The organism is Rhodococcus sp. IEGM1428 (assembly GCF_050321865.1).
In the GTDB taxonomy this organism is placed as follows: domain Bacteria; phylum Actinomycetota; class Actinomycetes; order Mycobacteriales; family Mycobacteriaceae; genus Rhodococcoides.
Genome location: NZ_JBNQFW010000004.1, coordinates 559,977 through 578,228 on the forward strand (window position 1 = coordinate 559,977; position 18,252 = coordinate 578,228).

14 protein-coding genes are annotated in these 18,252 nt (G+C 64.8%); 6 read left to right on the plus strand and 8 right to left on the minus strand.

What is annotated here, in order from left to right; all coding sequences use genetic code 11:
• The first annotated feature begins 8 nt into the window (after positions 1-8).
• On the plus strand, positions 9-1,106 hold the full coding sequence (locus ACQR3T_RS20895) for an isocitrate/isopropylmalate dehydrogenase family protein (protein ID WP_428694732.1): 1,098 nt from the start codon (positions 9-11) through the stop codon (positions 1,104-1,106).
• A 12-nt stretch (positions 1,107-1,118) separates the two neighbouring features.
• Here the strand turns inward: ACQR3T_RS20895 and ACQR3T_RS20900 are convergent, their stop codons facing one another.
• Positions 1,119-1,946: a class I SAM-dependent methyltransferase gene (locus ACQR3T_RS20900; protein WP_032378970.1), complete on the minus strand. Its 828-nt coding sequence runs from the start codon at positions 1,944-1,946 to the stop codon at positions 1,119-1,121.
• A gap of 213 nt (positions 1,947-2,159) precedes the next feature.
• On the opposite strand from ACQR3T_RS20900, the gene rpsA reads away from it, so the two are divergent.
• Complete coding sequence (gene rpsA / locus ACQR3T_RS20905) at positions 2,160-3,638, plus strand: 30S ribosomal protein S1 (RefSeq protein ID WP_027497255.1); 1,479 nt, start codon at positions 2,160-2,162, stop codon at positions 3,636-3,638.
• Positions 3,639-3,800: 162 nt separating this feature from the next.
• Here the strand turns inward: rpsA and ACQR3T_RS20910 are convergent, their stop codons facing one another.
• Positions 3,801-4,010 (minus strand): hypothetical protein, encoded by a 210-nt coding sequence (locus ACQR3T_RS20910; protein WP_032378969.1) that lies wholly within the window; start codon positions 4,008-4,010, stop codon positions 3,801-3,803.
• A gap of 129 nt (positions 4,011-4,139) precedes the next feature.
• On the opposite strand from ACQR3T_RS20910, the gene coaE reads away from it, so the two are divergent.
• A complete protein-coding gene (gene coaE / locus ACQR3T_RS20915) occupies positions 4,140-5,357 on the plus strand; it encodes a dephospho-CoA kinase (protein WP_037150758.1) in 1,218 nt (405 codons plus the stop codon).
• A gap of 16 nt (positions 5,358-5,373) precedes the next feature.
• Here the strand turns inward: coaE and ACQR3T_RS20920 are convergent, their stop codons facing one another.
• On the minus strand, positions 5,374-5,919 hold the full coding sequence (locus ACQR3T_RS20920) for a DUF402 domain-containing protein (protein ID WP_428694695.1): 546 nt from the start codon (positions 5,917-5,919) through the stop codon (positions 5,374-5,376).
• Positions 5,920-5,997: 78 nt separating this feature from the next.
• Between ACQR3T_RS20920 and uvrB the strand changes: the two genes are divergently transcribed.
• Positions 5,998-8,160, plus strand: coding sequence for an excinuclease ABC subunit UvrB (uvrB, locus tag ACQR3T_RS20925; RefSeq protein WP_032378966.1), 2,163 nt, complete (start codon positions 5,998-6,000; stop codon positions 8,158-8,160).
• Positions 8,161-8,224: 64 nt separating this feature from the next.
• Positions 8,225-9,091, plus strand: a complete 867-nt coding sequence (locus tag ACQR3T_RS20930) for an SCO6745 family protein (protein WP_428694696.1) — start codon at positions 8,225-8,227, stop codon at positions 9,089-9,091.
• Positions 9,092-9,097: 6 nt separating this feature from the next.
• Here ACQR3T_RS20930 and ACQR3T_RS20935 read toward each other — a convergent pair whose 3' ends face one another.
• Both ACQR3T_RS20935 and ACQR3T_RS20940 read right to left on the minus strand, forming a co-directional pair.
• Positions 9,098-9,955, minus strand: a complete 858-nt coding sequence (locus tag ACQR3T_RS20935; protein ID WP_037177595.1) for an ABC transporter permease — start codon at positions 9,953-9,955, stop codon at positions 9,098-9,100.
• Positions 9,952-12,804 carry an alpha/beta fold hydrolase gene (locus tag ACQR3T_RS20940; protein ID WP_428694697.1) on the minus strand — a complete coding sequence of 951 codons (2,853 nt, stop codon included), beginning with the start codon at positions 12,802-12,804 and terminating at the stop codon, positions 9,952-9,954. Before ACQR3T_RS20940 ends, ACQR3T_RS20935 begins: the two co-directional genes overlap by 4 nt.
• Positions 12,805-12,986: 182 nt before the next feature.
• On the opposite strand from ACQR3T_RS20940, the gene ACQR3T_RS20945 reads away from it, so the two are divergent.
• Complete coding sequence (locus ACQR3T_RS20945; protein ID WP_032378962.1) at positions 12,987-13,439, plus strand: universal stress protein; 453 nt, start codon at positions 12,987-12,989, stop codon at positions 13,437-13,439.
• A gap of 71 nt (positions 13,440-13,510) precedes the next feature.
• On the opposite strand, the gene ACQR3T_RS20950 is transcribed toward ACQR3T_RS20945, so the two are convergent.
• The 3 genes from ACQR3T_RS20950 to ACQR3T_RS20960 form a co-directional block, all read right to left on the minus strand.
• On the minus strand, positions 13,511-15,832 hold the full coding sequence (locus ACQR3T_RS20950; protein WP_428694698.1) for a HelD family protein: 2,322 nt from the start codon (positions 15,830-15,832) through the stop codon (positions 13,511-13,513).
• A gap of 148 nt (positions 15,833-15,980) precedes the next feature.
• The gene (locus tag ACQR3T_RS20955) at positions 15,981-17,171 is read right to left on the minus strand and encodes a DoxX family membrane protein (RefSeq protein WP_428694699.1); all 1,191 of its coding nucleotides are present in this window, start codon (positions 17,169-17,171) and stop codon (positions 15,981-15,983) included.
• A gap of 133 nt (positions 17,172-17,304) precedes the next feature.
• Positions 17,305-17,994, minus strand: coding sequence for an MBL fold metallo-hydrolase (locus tag ACQR3T_RS20960; protein ID WP_032404076.1), 690 nt, complete (start codon positions 17,992-17,994; stop codon positions 17,305-17,307).
• Positions 17,995-18,252: the final 258 nt, after the last annotated feature.

Below are 18,252 nucleotides of genomic sequence, written 5' to 3' on the forward strand. Positions count from 1 at the left end.
AGGCCATGATGTCGCAGACGGACGGCCGGAATGCAACGACGCTACGGATCGGGGCGATGACCGGCGACGGAATCGGTCACGAGATCGTGCCCGCCACGATCCGAGTGGTCGACGCGGCGATCGCGGCAGTCGGGGGATCGGCGGTCGATTGGGTGCACCTCCCGCTCGGCCGCGGTGCCATCGACGAGTACGGCACGCCGCTACCCGAGAGCACGTTGCAGGAACTGGGCGAGCTCGAGAGTTGGATTCTGGGGCCACACGACAGTGCCTCGTATCCGGAGCCGTTCCGTTCGCAGCTGACCCCAGGCGGACGGATTCGAAAGGACTTCGACCTGTTCGCCAACATCAGGCCCGCGAAAGCCCTTGCCGGCGTGCGAGCGATGTCGCCGAACATGGACTTGGTAGTGGTGCGGGAGAACACCGAGGGGTTCTATGCCGATCGCAACATGTTCGTCGGCAGCGGAGAATTCATGCCGACCCCCGACGTGGCACTTGCGGTCGGGGTGTTCACCCGCAGGGCATGCGAACGCATTGCGCGCGAGGCATTCCTGCTCGCAGACAGACGCCGCCGCAAGCTCACCATCGTCCACAAGACCAACGTGCTGTCGATGACGACGGGATTGTTCCGCGATGCGTGCCGCGCCGTGGGCGAGCAGTTCCCGCACGTCGAGGTCACCGAGGAACATGTCGACGCGTTGGCCGCACACCTGGTTCGACGCGGTGAGGACTACGACGTCATCGTGGCCGAGAACATGTTCGGCGACATCCTGTCGGATCTGACGGGAGAGTTGTCCGGCTCGCTCGGTACCGCCCCGTCGATCAATTCCTCGCAATCACAGGCCATGGCGCAGGCGTCACACGGTTCCGCCCCGGACATCGCCGGCAAGAATCGCGCAAACCCGACGGCGCTGTTCCTGTCGGCAGCGATGCTGCTCGAGTGGCTCGCCGACCGGCACGGTCACGATCGGCTCGCCGCAGCTGCCGGCCGGATCCGACACGCTGTCGACGACACCGTCCAATCCGGCGTAGCGACAGCAGACCTCGGTGGGCAGGCGTCGACCAGCGCTTTCACCGAGACCGTCGAGGCGCGGGTGCACCGGCGCTGATCGACGACGGGCTCAGTGCGGTTTTCGACTGCTGAAGATCGCGGTGCCGGGAAAGAGCTGCCCACGCAGCGGGCTCCACTGCCCCCACTCTCGGTCCAGCCACTCCGGCCAGTCCGGCTCGACGATGTCTCGCACCTCGAGGCCTGCAGCGACCAGTTCGCGCACTCGGTCACCGATCGTGCGGTGATGCTCGACGTAGTTCGGGACTCCATGTGCGTCGTATTCGACGTAGGGGGTTCGGTCGAAGTACGGAATCGTCGCGGTCAGCCCACCGACCCCTGGATCGTCGGGGAACACCCAGCGCATCGGGTGATTGACGGCGAACACCCAGATGCCGCCCGGTCGGAGCACTCGCGCGACCTCCTTCATGACGTTGCCGGAGTCGGCGACGAACGGGACCGCGCCGAAGGCCGAGCACACGATGTCGAAGCGTTCGTCGGCGAACGGCAACGACTCGGCACTGGCCTGGACCAGCGGAACCGTCGAACCACCCGCGGCCATGGCGTCGACGCCTCGTTGCAACATGCCCATCGAGATGTCGAGACCGATTGCGCGGGCACCCTGAGCGCCGAGCCAGCGCGCGCACGGTGCACTGCCGCAGCCCACTTCGAGTACGTCCTTGTCTGCGACGTCGCCCAACAGGTGCACATCGCCCTCGTGCAGTCCCTCGGGGCACCAGACGAATTCGCCGGTGTCTGTCGACACACCGAGAAACGCGCCGTGCGTACGGTGGTAGTTGTCGGCGTCGGAGTCCCACCAGAGTCTGCTGGCGCGGTCGCTCGCGGCCGAATCGACACGGCCGCGGCCGGGAGTGGACGACGGCTCAGGAAGATCGCTCACACGCCGACTCTAACCGGGTTTGTGCTGGTACTGCGGCATCGCGTACCCTGATCACCGCGAGTGTGTTCATGCTGCGCTCAGGTCGGGTCCGCCCGTCCTCGGCGTTCGCGGAGTCGGCAGAATATCGCCGTCGACACTCGTGCTGCACATGTTCTACAAGTCCGACCGAACATCCATCAACCGATACCCAACCCGTCCGGAGCAACTCAACACATGCCCTCAACCACAACCTCACCGCAGGTGGCCGTAAACGATATCGGCTCCGCAGAGGATTTTCTCGCAGCCATCGACGCGACGATCAAGTACTTCAACGATGGTGACATCGTCGAAGGCACCATCGTCAAGGTCGATCGCGACGAGGTTCTACTCGACATCGGTTACAAGACCGAAGGCGTCATCCCTTCTCGCGAGCTCTCCATCAAGCACGACGTCGACCCCAACGAGGTCGTCTCCGTGGGAGATGAGATCGAAGCACTCGTCCTCACCAAGGAGGACAAGGAAGGCCGCCTGATCCTGTCCAAGAAGCGAGCTCAGTACGAGCGCGCTTGGGGCACGATCGAGGAGCTCAAGGAGAAGGACGAGGCCGTCAAGGGCACCGTCATCGAGGTCGTCAAGGGTGGACTCATCCTGGACATCGGTCTCCGCGGCTTCCTGCCTGCCTCGCTCGTCGAGATGCGTCGCGTCCGCGACCTCCAGCCGTACGTCGGCAAGGAGATCGAGGCCAAGATCATCGAGCTCGACAAGAACCGCAACAACGTGGTCCTGTCGCGCCGCGCATGGCTCGAGCAGACCCAGTCCGAGGTCCGCAGCGAGTTCCTGCACCAGCTCCAGAAGGGCCAGGTCCGCAAGGGCGTCGTGTCCTCCATCGTCAACTTCGGTGCCTTCGTGGACCTGGGTGGCGTCGACGGCCTCGTGCACGTCTCCGAGCTGTCCTGGAAGCACATCGATCACCCGTCCGAGGTTGTCGAGGTCGGCACCGAGGTCACCGTCGAGGTTCTCGACGTCGACCTGGACCGCGAGCGTGTGTCGCTGTCGCTCAAGGCAACTCAGGAAGATCCGTGGCGCCAGTTCGCTCGCACCCACGCGATCGGCCAGATCGTGCCCGGAAAGGTCACCAAGCTGGTTCCCTTCGGTGCGTTCGTTCGCGTCGAAGAGGGCATCGAGGGCCTCGTGCACATCTCCGAGCTGGCCGAGCGCCACGTGGAGGTTCCGGACCAGGTCGTGGGTGTCGGCGACGACGCGCTCGTCAAGGTCATCGACATCGATCTCGAGCGTCGCCGGATTTCGTTGAGCCTCAAGCAGGCCAACGAGGACTACGCAGAAGAGTTCGATCCGTCCAAGTACGGCATGGCCGACTCGTACGACGAGGGTGGCAACTACATCTTCCCCGAGGGCTTCGACTCCGAGACCAACGAATGGCTCGAAGGTTACGAGAAGCAGCGTGAAGAGTGGGAAGGTCGCTACGCCGAGGCCGAGCGTCGCCACAAGATGCACACCGCTCAGATGGAGAAGACGGCCAAGGACGAAGCCGCCGAAGCCGCCAACACCAACTACTCCTCCGAGTCGGGTCAGGCCCCCGCCGATGCAGAAGGCGATGCTCCCGCAGCGTCGGCTCCGGCCTCGACCGGTGGATCGCTGGCCAGCGATGCGCAGCTTGCTGCACTTCGCGAGAAGCTGTCCGGCAACGCCTGATAGAAGTTGTCCACCCGTGAGGGTGTGACCGCAGCCCCGGTTCTCTTCATGAGAGCCGGGGCTTTCTCGTTCGATAGCAGTCGGGCGGACATGTTCTGCTTGCGAGACGACAATGGACCCGGTTCCGATGAACCGGGCCCATGTGTGAGGGGGAAGTGCGAACTACGCGGCGGTGGCTGGACTCCACTGACCGACGCTCTCCGTACGCTTGCGCATGCTGGCAAAGCTGTGGCGGGCGGGGGTCAGGAGGTTGGTGAACCAGTTACGCCGGTGGTCGGCCAACGCCGAGGCAACTTCCGGAATGAGAACGCAATGTACGCCTGCATCCATGCCAAGGCGGTGCCGACCCGGTTGGATCTGATTGCTTCGCATGGGTGTCCTTTTCAATAGCTGTGGGTCGGCACATCGAGGTCGCGCTCGTCGAAGATAACCGACAGACCTCCGAAACCGGTGTATTTGGGGCTGGTGTGCTTCGGCGTGTTCGAGTGTCAGACTGGGTGCATGCTGAGACTTGGACTGACCGGTGGAATAGGTGCCGGAAAATCGACCGTTGCCAAGGTGCTGACCGAGCTGGGTGGAGTTCTTGTCGACTCCGATGTGCTCGCCCGTGAAGTCGTGGAACCGGGAACGCTTGGCCTGCAACAACTGACGGATACGTTCGGGGCCGACATTCTCGCACCGGACGGTTCGTTGGACCGTCCGGCGTTGGCGGCCGTGGCGTTCGGGAACGAGGAATCCCGGAAGAAGCTCAACGGCATCGTCCACCCGTTGGTCGGTCAGCGTACTGCCGAGATCATCGACGGTGCGTCCTCGGATGCCATTGTGGTGCAAGATATTCCGCTCCTCGTCGAAGGCTCGATGGGTCCGTTCTTCCACCTGGTCGTGGTCGTCTGGGTCGACGCCGAAGAGCGCGTACGCCGACTCACCGGGCAACGAAACATGCCCGAGGCCGACGCCCGCGCACGCATCGCCGCGCAGGCAACCGATGACGCACGCCGAGCCGCAGCAGACGTCTGGATCGACAACACCGGTGCGCCGGGCAGCGTCGACGAGCAGGTTCGACTCCTGTGGAACGAGCGCCTGATTCCCTTCGAGCGCAACATCAGAGAGGGCATCGTCGCCCGCACGCATCCGGAACAGGTGACGGCAGACCCGGCATGGGAGTTGCAGGCCCGCCGGATCATCGGCCGCCTGGCTCTCGCCTGTGCGGACGAAGCCGTCCGGATCGATCACGTGGGATCCACCGCGGTGCCCGGCCTGGACGCCAAGGACGTCATCGATATTCAGATCACGGTGCGTTCTCTCGACGACGCGGATGCGGTCGGTGATCGGTTACGTCTTGCCGGGTTCCCCGGAGTCGAGACCAGTAACTTCGACGACCCCAAGCCTGCATACGGAATGGGCGGTGAGGCAGATCCTGCGGTGTGGGGCAAACGCTTTCACGGCAACGCGGACCCCGGACGTCCGGCCAACGTGCACATTCGGGTCGACGGTTGGCCGAACCAGACTTTCGCCCTGTTGTTCCGCGACTGGCTGCGCGAGGACTCGTCTGTTGCGACCGAGTACTCGGGGATCAAGCGACGTGCCTCCGAGGTGGCCGCAGGGATCAAGGATTACCGTGCGGCGATCGAAGCGTACGAGAACGCCAAGGCACCGTGGTTCGACGTGGCCTACCGTCGGGCGTGGCAGTGGGCTGAGCAGACGAACTGGACTGCCTGACGCAGAGCTGCGCGCATCAGGTCGGCTTACCGTTCCACTCGGTCGGCATTCCGACGGATGCGAGCCACGCGTTCAGGTCGTAATCGTGCCGCGTCAGTCCTTCGATGGCCGTGATCGATCTGGCCAGCGCGAGCTCGGCCGTCGGGGTGTCCAGGTGCTGCGCCACTCTCGCGTCGAACAACTCGTCGACGTCCAGTAGGTCGTAATCACGGCCGGTGCGGACGCTGAGGTCGAGATAGTGGTCGACGGATGTCCACTCGGTGGTGCCGGCCGTGTACTCGCCGATGTCGACGTAGTAGTCCTGGTCGCGTGCGTGCGCGGGTAGGTAATGGAACACCGAGGCGCGGAGCCCGAGAGCAGGCAGTAGCCAGGACTCGAGGTAGTCGAAGTGGGCGTGGTCCGAGGGTCGGGCCATGTAGAGCCCCCACGGCTCGACGCGATATTCGTCGACCACGCGTACGAAACCTTTGGGGTCCACGTTCGTTTTGGCGACGAGGTCGAACGTCTCGTGCTTGGGAGCATGTACGACGGTGTGCGCACCGGCTGACGTGTGAGCGACCATGCCTGTAGAAGCTACCGGGAACAGACCTTCGGGGTCTGCCCGACGGAACTTGTCGGTGGTCGCGTCTACGCTTGTGCAATGGCGTTTGCATCCGAACATCCCGTTGTCGCGCACTCCGAACACCGTCCGGTGGGCGCGATCGAGCGCACCGGACCGGCGTTCGAGGTCGTCAGCGAACACGTGCCGGCCGGTGATCAGCCGACCGCCATCGCCGAGCTCGAACGGCGGATCAAGGCGGACGAGAAGGACGTCGTGCTTCTCGGTGCCACGGGTACCGGTAAATCGGCCACCACGGCCTGGCTCATCGAGAAGCTGCAGCGCCCCACCCTGGTGATGGCACCGAACAAGACTCTGGCTGCACAGTTGGCGAACGAGCTGCGAGACATGTTGCCCAACAACGCAGTCGAGTACTTCGTGTCGTACTACGACTATTACCAGCCCGAGGCGTACATCGCACAGACCGACACCTACATCGAGAAGGACTCGTCCATCAACGACGACGTCGAGCGGCTACGGCACTCGGCCACGGCATCTCTGCTCTCGCGACGCGATGTGGTCGTGGTGGCCTCGGTGTCGTGCATCTACGGCCTCGGTACGCCTCAGTCGTACGTCGACCGGTCGATCGAGCTGGAGGTCAATGTCGAAGTTCAGCGTGATGCACTGCTCAGGCTGCTGGTGGACGTGCAGTACACCCGCAACGACATGGCTTTCACTCGTGGATCGTTCCGGGTTCGCGGCGATACCGTCGAGATCATTCCGTCCTACGAGGAACTGGCGATTCGCATCGAGTTCTTCGGCGACGAGATCGAAGCGCTCTACTACCTGCATCCGCTGACCGGGGACATCGTCCGACAGGTCGATTCGGTACGCATCTTCCCGGCCACTCACTACGTCGCCGGGCCCGAGCGCATGGAACGAGCCGTCAAGGACATCGAAGCCGAACTCGAAGCCCGTCTGGCGGAGCTGGAGGGCAAGGGGAAGCTGCTCGAGGCGCAACGGTTGCGGATGCGGACGCAGTACGACCTGGAGATGATCAAACAGGTCGGGTTCTGCTCGGGAATCGAGAACTACTCGCGCCACATCGACGGACGAGGGGCCGGCACCGCACCGGCGACGTTGATCGACTACTTCCCCGAGGACTTCTTGCTCGTGATCGACGAGTCGCACGTGACCGTGCCGCAGATCGGTGCGATGTACGAGGGTGACATGTCGCGTAAGCGAAACCTGGTCGATTTCGGGTTCCGCCTCCCGTCGGCGACCGACAACCGTCCTTTGACGTGGGAAGAGTTCACGCAGCGGATCGGCCAGACGGTCTATCTCTCCGCCACCCCGGGAAAGTACGAGCTGGGTCAGACCGGGGGCGAATTCGTCGAGCAGGTCATCAGGCCCACCGGACTGGTCGATCCCCAGGTGGTCATCAAGCCGACCAAGGGACAGATCGACGATCTGGTGCACCAGATCCGGGAGCGCGCGGAGAAGGACGAGCGCGTGTTGGTGACCACCCTCACCAAGAAGATGTCGGAGGATCTCACCGACTACCTTCTCGAACTGGGCATTCGCGTGCGTTACCTGCATTCCGACATCGACACGCTGCGCCGAGTCGAGCTGCTCCGGCAACTTCGACTCGGCGAGTACGACGTATTGGTCGGCATCAACCTGCTGCGCGAGGGTCTCGACCTACCGGAAGTGTCGCTCGTCGCGATTCTCGACGCCGACAAGGAAGGCTTCCTCCGTAGCGGCACGAGCCTCATCCAGACCATCGGTCGTGCCGCCCGAAATGTGTCCGGCGAAGTGCACATGTACGCCGACAAGATGACGGACTCGATGACCTATGCGATCGAGGAAACCGAACGTCGACGCGAGAAGCAGATCGCGTACAACAAGGAGCGGGGTGTCGATCCGCAGCCGCTGCGCAAGAAGATCGCAGACATCCTCGATCAGGTCTATCAGGAAGCCGAGGACACCGACAACGTCGTCGAGATCGGCGGGTCCGGTCGCAACGCCAGCCGGGGCCGACGCGCGCAGGGCGAAGCAGGGCGGTCGGTCAGCTCCGGGGTCTACGAGGGGCAGGACGTCTCGTCGATGCCGCGTGCAGAACTGGCCGATCTGATCAAGAACATGACCGACCAGATGATGAACGCTGCCCGCGAGTTGAAGTTCGAGCTCGCGGGACGCCTACGAGACGAGATTCAGGATCTGAAGAAGGAACTGCGCGGGATGGATGCGGCCGGGCTCAAATAGGGCAGGCCGGCGACGCGAGTGGAGCCTGCGGAATGAGCCGTAAGCGTCGCGATACGGTTCAGCGATGGACGCAACCACCGCCGGCCGCACCTCTCGCGCGCTCGAACTGATTCACTCGATGACCTACTTCCTACCGGAGACACAGGATGCTCTGGTCGCGGCGGGGTTGCCGCCGCGGGCGTGCTATTTCGCGGGTCGGGCAGCGCCTCTGGGACGGGTCGGCGCAGGTGTCGTCACCGCCACGTTCTACAACTTCAACCGTGAACTGGTGGCACCGCTGATCCCGGCCGCCTGGGACATCGCGTCACCCGACGAGATCATGGCCATCCGGTACGCGACTCTCGACGCTGCCTTCGGCCGACTGCTCGGCCCCGAGGTTCTGACGTCCGCGGACATGGCCGAGGCTGCCGACCTGGCATCGATCGCAGCCCGTGGAATCCCCGGCGACGACGGTCGACCCCTGTACGCCGCGTACGCCGAGCTCGACTGGCCCACTGCGCCGCATCTGGTGCTGTGGCATGCCCTGACCCTGATCCGCGAATACCGCGGCGACGGTCACATTGCGGCGCTGCAGACGGCGGGCCTGAGCGGCCTCGAAGCGCTGATCACCCACACCGCCACCGGCTACGGCTTCGAGAAGGAGTTCGCGCGCAAGCGTCGCGGTTGGTCGACCGAGCAGTGGGACGGCGCGGTCGCATCTTTGGCCGACCGAGAACTGCTCTCGTCCGACGGTGCCCTGACTCAGGACGGCAAAGATCTCCGCACGTTGGTCGAGGACATCACCAACGACCTCGCTGTTGCGCCGTGGGCCGCCCTCGGCGAGGACGGTGCAGCTCGGCTGGTCTCGCTCGCGACGCCGTGGCGTGAGTCGATCGTCGGTCAGGGCGTCATTCCCGAGGGCGTCTTCGGACCGGCGATCAAGAAGAAGTAGGCCGCCTCAGCTGGTGATGTCCTTGGTCGCGAAACGTCGCCACGCGATCGACCCGAACACGGCCGCGTACGTGATGGCCGAGAACGATCCCACCACCATGTCGTTCCAGTCGATGCTCGTTCCGAACGCATCGATCCACGAATTGGCGTAGTGCCCGGGAAGATAGTTGCGAAGTGATCCCAGTGCGGTGATCTGATCGAGAATCTGCATCAGAATCGACGTCATCACCGCGCCGCCGACGGCCCCGAGCGGGGCGTCGGTGAGCACCGACAGCAGCATCGCCAGGCCGGCCACCCACAGCAGGTTGATGCCGATGTAGGCGACTGCTATCAGTAGCCGCACCAGCGAGGTTCCGTACGACAGACCCTCACCCAGTGGGGTGATGAGAGACTCTGCGCCGTACATCACGGTGCCGATCAACAGCGAAACGCCGACGAGCACGACGATCGCCGCACTCGACAACGTGGCCGACACCAATGCCTTCTGCGTCAGCAGTCGACTCCGGGGAACCGGGATGGCCAGGAGGTACCGCAGACTCGACCACGAAGCTTCGCTTGCCACCGAGTCGCCGAAGAACAGCGCCACCACGACGATCAGCAGGAACCCCACGGACATGAACAGAGCGAAGACCGTGAAGTTCATGCCTCCGCGAGTACCGAGTTCGATCAGTCCACCGGCGTCCGAGTCGGCACTCGAGCTGCCGACGGTGAAGGCGATCGCAAGAATCACCGGGAGCAGGGCAAGAAATCCGATGGCCAACTGAGTGCGACGGCGTCCCAGCTGCCTGCGTAACTCGGTACGGAAGGGCAAGGTACTGCCGCCGGTGTAACCGGCGGCGCGCCCGTCGGCGTGTGCGGTGCTCATGAGCGATCCTTGCTGGTGTCGGACCCGGGGGTGTCTCGGTGGACGAGGTCGAGGAACACATCCTCGAGGCGGGTCGATTGGGAGAAGCCGCGCACCGAGACGCCCGCGGTGACGAGTTCCCTGATGACTACGGCGGAGTCGGCGTCGGTCAGGTCGACGGTGACCGTTCCGTCGTCGACGATCACCGCGCCGTCGTGGCCGGAGGCGTCGAGCACCGACCGCGCGCGGGTGGCGTCGTCGACCCTGATCTCCGTTTGCCCGCCCGCTGCGGTCAGTTCGCGCACCGTGCCGGAACTGATCACCGATCCGCGATTCATGACGACCACATGCGTACAGGTCTGTTCGACCTCGGCGAGTAGATGGCTCGACACCAACACCGTTCTCCCGGTCTTCGCGTAGTTGATCAGCACGTCGCGCATCGTCCTGATCTGTGGTGGGTCGAGTCCGTTGGTCGGTTCGTCCAGAACCATCAGATCCGGCAGCCCCAGCATGGCCTGGGCGATGGCCAGCCGCTGCCGCATGCCTTGGCTGTACGACTTGACCTTGCGTTCGATTGCGGCGCCGAGGTCGGCGATCTCCAGTGCCTCTTCCAGGTGGGCGTCCTCGATCGGCCGCCCGGTTGCCTCCCAGTACAACCGTAGGTTCTGAGTTCCGGTCAGGTGGGGAAGGAATCCTGATCCCTCGACGAACGAGCCGAGTCTGGACAGCACCGGCGCGCCCGGCGTCACCTTGTGGCCGAAGACGCGGATGTCACCGCCGGTGGGAGTGATCAGGCCCATCAGCATCCGCAGGGTGGTGGTCTTTCCGGCACCGTTGGGCCCGAGGAGACCCAGAACCTGGCCCTGCTTCACCTCGAAGCTCACGCCGTCGACCGCGCGGAAGCCGTTGGAGTACGTCTTGGCCAGATCGGTGATCACCAGCGGAGTGTCGATCAGACTCTCGTCCACTTCGGCGACCGCGCGGCGTCTGGTCCGCACGACTCCGGCCACGATCGCACCAGCGACCGCGAGCAGGACGACCCCGATGCCGATCAGCGGTCCCACCGGAACGGTGCTGCTGGCGCTCTCCTCTGCGGGGACGGTGGGCAACGCAATGGTGTTGTCGGTCATGGCCACGCTGAACTGGGCCGGTTCGAGCGGAACGGCGTAGGCCTGATCCGTGGTGGAAATGCTCAGTTCGAGGTGATGACCCTGCTGGACGGTGTAGCTGATGCCAGGCAGCGCGACGGTGACATCGACGGGATCGATGCCCTCGGTGTCGGGGAGGCGGATCGCCGAGACCGCACCGCCGGGAAGCGTTCTCGTGCCGTTCGGTGCAACGTCGTAGAGCTTCGCGAACAGAACGGCTTGACCCGGTGATGCCAGTGACGCCACCCGTAGGTTCACTCGAGATGCACCGGTGATCGTCACGGACGAATCGACGGGATCGCTGGTGAACGTTGCCGACTGGCCCGGCAGGTCCGCGGTCAGGGCTGCTCCGGCCCCGGTCGATCCGAGAGTCGAGAGCACCGAGCCCAAACCGGGTACCGACGAGATCGCCGACGGCGACGCTCCGGGCGGACGAATGATCGACTGGTTCTCCGCCTTGGGAGTGAACGTGACGGATTCGGTCCGGGTGGCGTCGGAGTCGGCCGCCAGTCCCGGGTAGTCGGGAGCGGTCATCCGGCGGTTGCGGTCGCCGCCGCGTTCGTCGGCTGCCCGCTGAGTGGAGTAGACGAACGGCTGGCCACCGGTGGCAGTGTCGTTGTCACGCAACGTCGTGTCGAAGAAGTCGGCGATGGCCCGATCGCTCGTGCCGTCCGTTCCGCCGGCGTCGTGGCCGCCGTCGAACCATCGCACGGTGACGTTCCCACCGGCCGCCGCGATCTGACGCGCCGTCGCGTCGGCCTGATCCAGGCCGAACAGTGTGTCCTGGGTGCCCTGCACCAGCAGAGTCGGTGCGGTGATGTTCGACGCCACCGCGACGGGTGAGTGTGCGGTCAGCAGATCGAGGAGCTGTTGGCTGGGGATCCCTGTCACCGCGGATTGGGCGTAGGCGTCGCAGAACTCGGGTGAGAACCTGCCGCATGCAGACGCGCCCTCGCCGGTCCCCGATGTTTCGGCCCCTGCATCACCGTCGTCGCCGGGCGGCGTGCTCGATGCGCCCGCTCCGAAGAACACACCCGCCCAGCCACGCTTGAGCACGCCGGGTCCGCCGTACTCCGCCGCGGCGGGAGTGGTCGTGTCGCCGAGGGCTTCTCGGCCCTCGGTCGAGGTGACGCCGTAGTTGGGGAACAGGGCCTGACCCAGGTCGTTCCAGGTGATCGCGGCGGCGATGGAATCGATGCGGGGGTCGGTGCCGCCTGCACTCAGTGCCAGCGCGCCGCCGTACGAACCACCGGCGACTCCTATGTGCGGGTCGCCGGGAGCGTCGAGTTCCACCTCCGGTTGTTCGGCGAGCCAGTCGATGAGTCCGCGAGCGTCGGCGACCTCGCGATCGGGGTCGTTGATCGAGATCGAACCCGTACTGTCGCCGAACCCGCGTGCGCTGTAGGCGAGGACGGTGTACCCGCGAGCCGCGAGGTCGCGTGCCTCACCGTCGACCGAGTCCTTGCTGCCGCCGAAACCGTGGGCGAGGAGCACCGTCGGCGCGGGTGTGACAGCCGGGGCGTAGAGCCGCGCGTCGATGTCGACGGTGCCCGTCGAGTCGGGGCTGTCCGGTAGCGTGATGCGCGCATCACGAGTGGATGTGTCGGCGCTCGAATCCTGGGGGAGGAGTACGAATGCGAGAGCGGCTACCGCTAGAACTGCAATCACAGCGGCACCGACAGTCATGGCCCGTCTCGACAGTGGCGGGCGGGGAATCGGCATGCAAACCAATGTATGTGAGTGGCGCGGATCGTGTTGTTCCCCAAGTTCACGTGCCGATCGGCCGGTTCCGGCTAATGTCAGCGAATCAGTCTCCGGACCACGTCATTCGGTCCTGTGACATGCACCAATCGAGATCGACCAGAAGTGTCACATCTGTGTGTGACCGACAAATGGAGGAATGAATGAGCGCCTACCGCACCGTCGTCGTCGGGACCGATGGCTCCGAATCGTCACTGCGGGCAGTGGAGAAGGCCGCGGCTCTGGCGGGAGACGCCGATGCCACCCTGGTGATCGCCTGCGCGTACTACCCGGCCGATCCCAAGGACACGTCCGCTGCCGCCGACGCATTGCGCGAGGACGCCTACCAGATCACCGGATCGGCACCGACGCGTGAAATTCTGCGCACTGCGCGCGAGCATGCCACCAAGGCCGGTGCGAAGAACATCGAGGAGAAGGCGATCGTCGGTGCTCCCGTCGAGTCGCTGCTGGCACTCGTGGACGAGGTGAAGGGCGATCTGCTCGTCGTCGGCAACCGCGGCCTGAACTCGTTGACCGGCCGCCTGTTGGGTTCGGTTCCGTCGGACGCTGCTCGCAAGTCCACCTGCGATGTCCTGATCGTGCATACCGTCCGCTGATTTCACCCTGCGCACGCCTTCCGGCCCGCTCCATCGAATCGACGGAGCGGGCCGTTGGTGTGTGCAGGTCTCTAGGCTTCCGGCTCGAACGGCTGCAGCGCCGAGAGTTCCTTCGGTAGCGGGTCGACGTGCACCACGCCGAGTCGCTGGGTGGCTCGGGTGAGTGCCACGTAGAGGTCGTTCATTCCCTTCGGCGACTCGGCCACGATGGCACTCGGCTCGACGATGAGAACCGAGTCGAACTCGAGCCCTTTCGCGTCCTTGACCGACGACACGGTCACCACGTCCGAAGCCAGATGTCGGAAGTCGGAGACGCGTCCGGCTGGAACGAGCACTGCGCTCAGTCCAGGTCGTGGGTGCTCTGCGACCCGCTTCTCCACTGCGGTGAACAGGTCCGCCTCCAGCACCTGTAGCGCCCACGGTGTCACGCCGGTGCTGCGGATGGACCGGGGCTCGGACTGCTCCGGATCGATCGCGGCCAGCACGTCGTGCGCCACCACCATGATCTCCGACGGCGTCCGGTAGTTGACCGTCAGTTCGGTCCGCTTCCAGCGCTGTGCCACATACGGTTCGAGTACCGAACTCCAGGAGGACGTTCCGGCGGGATCGCCGGTCTGCGCAGTATCGCCCACCAGGGTCATCCACCGATTCGGTATGCGCCGCATCACCATTCGCCACGCCATGGTCGACAGTTCCTGAGCCTCGTCGACGATAACGTGCCCGTATGTCCAGGTCCGGTCGCCGGCTGCCCGTTCGGCGGTGGTGAGGCGTTGACCCGAATTCTGCCGTCGCGCAAGCTGATCGGCGTCGATCAAGTCGTAGGCCATCAGGATCTCCGGATCGAGTTCGTCCTCGAGGTCCTGTGGTGCCGAACCGGTCAGGATGTCCAGTGCGCCCTGGGCGTCGGCGATCTGGCCGCGCCACTGACGTTGTGCCTGCTCACGTTCGGCCGCATCGTCCACGCCGAGCAACTCGGCCAGCTCGTCGAGCAGGGGAGCGTCGGCGGCGGAGAAACCCCGGCCCCGACGGCTCAGCGAGTCGCGCTCTTCCGCATCCAGTTCCGGTGCGGCCGAGGCGATCTTCTCGGGCGAAGCAAACAGGTCGTGGAGAACCTGTTGGGGAGACAGATCCGGCCACAGCTCGTCGACAGCGGCCATGACGTCATGGTCTTCGCGCATCTCGTCGCGCATGTCCGCGATATCGTCGGCGCTGAGCAGGCTGGATCCGTCGACCAGGTTCTGGCCCAGCTTCGCTGCCAGTTGGTTGGCCAGTTGATCGATCACCGAGGACACGAACAGTGGCCGAGCGAGGTTGTGCGGTCGCCGCGACGAGCGAGCGCGTCCTCGAGCTCGGGTGACGATCTTGCGGTCGAGCGTGATGTCGTAGGTGTCGAATTTCAGCCGCCTCGGTTGCGCGGGAACTTCCTGCCGGTCGCGTACCGCTCGGGTCAGCACGTCGACCATCGACAGTCTGCCCTTGACCTCGGTGGCCAGGGCCGAATCCTCTCGTTGCGCACGGATTCCCGGGTAGAGGTCGCCGATCGTGGACAACAGCACACCGGTTTCGCCGAGCGAGGGCAGCACCTGTCCGATGTAGTCGAGGAACGTGGCGTTGGGTCCGATGATGAGCACGCCGCTCTTACCCAGCTGCTGGCGGTAGGTATAGAGCAGATACGCGGCGCGGTGCAACGCGACGGCCGTCTTGCCGGTGCCCGGTCCGCCTTGAACGACCAGCACACTGCGATGCTGCGACCGGATGATCGCGTCCTGTTCGCTCTGGATCGTTTCGACGATGTCGTTCATCTGGCCGGTACGCGCAGCATCCAGCGCCGAGAGCAGCGCACCTTCGCTTGCGACGCCGCCTGCGACGGCAGCATCGCTCGACGATCGAGCCGAGTTCAGATCCAGGAATTCGTCGGCGATCGACGTCACGCGGCGGCCGCGGGTACGAATGTGCCTGCGCCGCAACACGTTTTCCGGTGCGGCCGGTGTCGCCAGATAGAACGGCCGGGCCATCGGTGCTCGCCAGTCCAGCAGCAGTGTTTCGTAGTCGTTTTTGTCGTCGAGGATTCCGACGCGGCCGATGTAGCGTTCGGGACGATCGTCGACCTTGGGGTCGAGAGAATCCGGATCGAGGTCGATACGTCCGAAGCACAGTCCGTTCTCTGCGGCGTCGTACTTGGCGATGTCCTCGGTGTACATCTGGTTGAACGATTCGCGTTCGCTTCGGGCCTGTGGTGTTCCACCGGTCTCCAACAGCACGGCCCGCAATCGGTTCGCCGCGTATTCGCGCAGCGCGTCGAGCTGCGTGTACAGCCTCGTCAGATGCGCTTGCTCGAGGTCTTCTTCGATCGGTATGTCGGAACCGCTCGATGTGTGGCCGTCGTCCGGCAAAGGGTCTCCTCGGGGATTCGGCCGAGGCGAAGATATCGCCTCGAAATCAGCCAGAGCAGTCTACGCCGCACAACGGCCCTGCCGCAGAACCTCGAGTTCCGGGGCAGGGCCGCTGTGCACGAGCGTGCGCTCGTTGTGTCCGCGAGGACTACTTGGCGTACTGCTGAATCTTCTTGTCCAGATTCTTCTGAGCCTTGGCGACTCGCTTCTCGAGCTTGGCGCGGGCCTGCTCGGTGACCTTCTCCAGCTCCTTGCTCTGCTTCTCGGCGCGCTTGCGAGCGCGCTTGCCGAGTGTCTCCACGCGATCGGACGCCAGATCGGCCCACGTGACTCCGCGCTTCTGAGCCTCGTCGGCGAGGACGGAGCCCTTCTCAGCGGCCAGATCGGCGAGCTTGGATGCCCGCTTCTGCGCTACGTCGGCCAGTTCGACGCGACGATCCGCAGCTACGTCGACGAGCTTCGACCCACGCTTCTGCGCGAGTTCGGCCAGGTCGGTTCCGCGGTGCGCTGCCTTGTCGGCGAGCTTGGATCCGCGCTTCTGGGCCTCGTCGGCCAAGTCGCTGCCGCGGTCGGCGGCGAGTTCGGCGAGCTTGGACCCGCGCTTCTGTGCTTCCTCGGCCAGTTCGGAGCCCTTGTCGGCTGCGATATGAGCCCAGCGGCTCAGTGCCGGCTGAGCAACCTCGGCCAACTCCGAGCCCTTATCGGTAGCGATGTCCGCGAGCTTGGCCAACTTGGGCTGGGCGGCGTCGGCGAACTTGGCCAGCTTCGGCTGGGCAGCCTCGGCGAGATCGGCGCTGCGGCTCGCGGCGACGGCTGCGATTTCCTTGACGCGCTCACCGGTCTCGTGGGTGGAGTGCCCCGGCAGTGCCGAGACGACGGTATCCTGCGCGCGGCGTGCTGCCCGCTTGCTGCGCCATGCGACGGACGGCTTGCCCTCGGTGTCGACGGCCGCGATGAGCAGTCCGCCGAGGAGGCTCAGGTTCTTGAAGAAGTGGATGCGCTGCGCAGCCTTGGTCTCCGGGTCGGTCTCGTTCCAGAAGGCGTGACCCGCCAGCGTCGTCGGAACGAGGCTTCCGGCCAGTGCGATCGATGCGATGCGTGGTGCCTTGCCGGTCGCCAACAGAATGCCGCCCGCAACCTGAATGCCGCCGTTGATGCGAACCAGCGTCTCCGGGTCCTCGGGCACATTTGCGGTGACCTCGTTCGGCAGCGCGTCCTTGCCCTGCTCGATCAGCGGAGCGGCAACCTTTGCCTTGCCACTGGGGTTACGGAGTGCGTCGACGCCCCCGGCGATGAAGATCGTAGACATCAACGGACGGGCGATACGGCGGACCAGCATTGACAGCCTCCTGCGTAGTTTCTCGTGTCATCGGCGTTAGGACATCGCACAGCGGTCGGGGAAACCTACCGGGGTGCGTCCTTTTGTCACACTATTCATACCCCGTGTTCGACGGTCTCAAGCGCGCCGATCGTCACCAGCCCCGTTCTCGCCATTCGGCCAGGTGAGGGCGCTCGGCACCGAGTGTGGTGTCCTTTCCGTGGCCCGGGTAGACCACGGTGTCGTCGCCGAAACGGTCGAACAACTTTGCCGTCACGTCGTCGAGAAGGTGGGTGAAGTCCTCCGGGCTTCCAGTTTTTCCGACGCCCCCGGGGAAGAGTGAATCTCCGGTGAAGAGATGGGTGCGGGTGCCGTCCGTATCGGTCAGCGCGAGTGCGATGGAACCGGGGGTGTGTCCGGTCAGGTGCACCACGTCGAACGTGAGCTCGCCCACCGTCACCGTGTCCCGATCGGCCAGCAGGCGGTCCGGAGCGACGGGCAGCGGCTCGGCATCGAGTGCGTGAGCGGCCGTCGGTGACTCGGTGCCACCAGCGATGTCCGCCAGCGCCTGCCAGTGGTCGGCGTGCTGATGCGTCGTCACGATGAGCGAGAGCGTCGGTGCGTTCTCGTCGATGAGCAGCGAAATGCGTTCGGCCTCGTTGGCGGCGTCGATCAGCACCGAATGACCCGTTGCGGAACAGACGACCAAGTAGGTGTTGTTGTCCATGGGGCCGACCGACATCTTCGTGATCGTCGCGCCGGGAATCGTGCGCCGCTGCGGCTGCGAACCCTGAGAGACGACGCCGGTGTAGTTGTCGTCGATGACCATGAGGTGCTCGTCCATTTCGAGGACGCTACCGTCGGCGGCCGGACGAGGGGCGTCGGGGTCGTGCACGTGGAAAAGTGTGTCGGTGCCTGGATCTACCATTGCTACTGCGTGAGGTTCGTCCCTCACCAAGACAGGTTTTCGACGTGGGGTCGTCGGTTACACGACGTGTAACCGGTGCATCGGCACCACACGTCATCACGCGACTCGACAGTTGCGCAGTGCTGCGTCGAGCAGCGACTCGACTGGACGTGCTCGTTCGGAAAGAAGGGAACA